We start from the raw sequence: 1,300 nt of genomic DNA on the forward strand, positions 1-1,300 counted from the left end.
CTAAAGTATCCCCAGAATTAGCCTTTATATATCAATGAACTAATAGTATTAAAAAATGTGGGAAGCGAGGGAACATTCATGGTGTTTTGTGATCTTATGAATCGCTTAAAAACAACAGAGCTAAACACCATGAATGCTTTTACTATTTTGCACAATATGCTCCGCGCTGTCACCCCTAACTCAATTCATAAAGCCAGATTTAATACTTTAGTCGCTGCCGTTAAATCTCTATTGCACTGCCAGCAATGTACCTTGACGTCTATCGGCCGCAATTTGAATTCAAAAACAACTGAAAAACATGATATTAAACGTATTGATCGACTGCTCAGTAACCACGAGCTTTTACGTGAATCAACAACGGTTTATGTTCACTTAAGCCGTTTTGTGGTCACTGAAAAGCATCCCGTCATTTTGGTTGATTGGAGTCATGCAGATACACAAACCAAATACTGTATTCTGCGTGCCAGCATTGTTAGTGAAGGTCGCTCTTTAACCCTGTATCAGGAAAGTGCATTCAGCTTTCAATATCATTGCCCAAAAGTACAAAAACGGTTCTTAAAGATGCTCAAACTGATCTTGCCGAGTGATTGCCGCCCTGTCATTGTGACGGATGCGGGCTTTAAAGTTCCTTGGCTCAAAGCCGTGCGAAACAATGGCTGGCATTATATTAGCCGAGTTCGAGGTACGGCACACTTGAAAACGCAGGGCAGCGATGAGTTTGTTCCATGCCAGTCACTATTCAAGAGCAATCAACGTAAGAGCCAGTATCTTGGCGCGACCGAGTTGACCAAAAGTGCACAATATCACACGCATGCAGTGCTGGTTGGCAAAGGGCATAAGTTATTAAAAAGAGATAAAAAACGTGGTTATAAGGAGCCTTGGCTACTCGTTTCTTCACTTCCAAAAAGGCACCACTTTCTCGAAAAAGTGCTCAAATTATATGGTATGAGAATGCAGATAGAAGCAGGATTTCGAGATCAAAAAAGTGTTAGGTTCGGCTTAGGCTCAGATCTGCACAGGACAAACAAACTCTATCGATTAGACATACTGTTACTGCTTGCCACACTGGCTCATTGGTTCTCAATGATGCTGGGTGCAGTGATAGACAAAGCAGGAAAGACAGGCTCTTTTCAAGCTAACTCAAGCAAAAGGAGGCGAGTAGTGTCATGGGCATTTGTTGGATTGCGATACGTCAAAAAACAGTCCATTAAATTGCGACGGCGAGATTATTTGGAAGGACTAGCCTATTTCGTACAGGTAGTAGTGCAAATCGATTGGAAAAATATGGATGTGAGTGATG

1 protein-coding gene is annotated in these 1,300 nt (G+C 41.9%); it reads left to right on the forward strand.

Annotated features, from left to right (window positions below):
* Positions 1–96: 96 nt before the first annotated feature.
* A partial coding sequence (locus H5154_RS22730; protein WP_182719729.1) for an IS4 family transposase occupies positions 97–1,300 on the forward strand: 1,204 nt, incomplete at its 3' end.

The sequence above is a fragment of the Pseudoalteromonas sp. SR44-5 genome, assembly GCF_014163675.1.
Lineage (GTDB): Bacteria > Pseudomonadota > Gammaproteobacteria > Enterobacterales > Alteromonadaceae > Pseudoalteromonas > Pseudoalteromonas rhizosphaerae.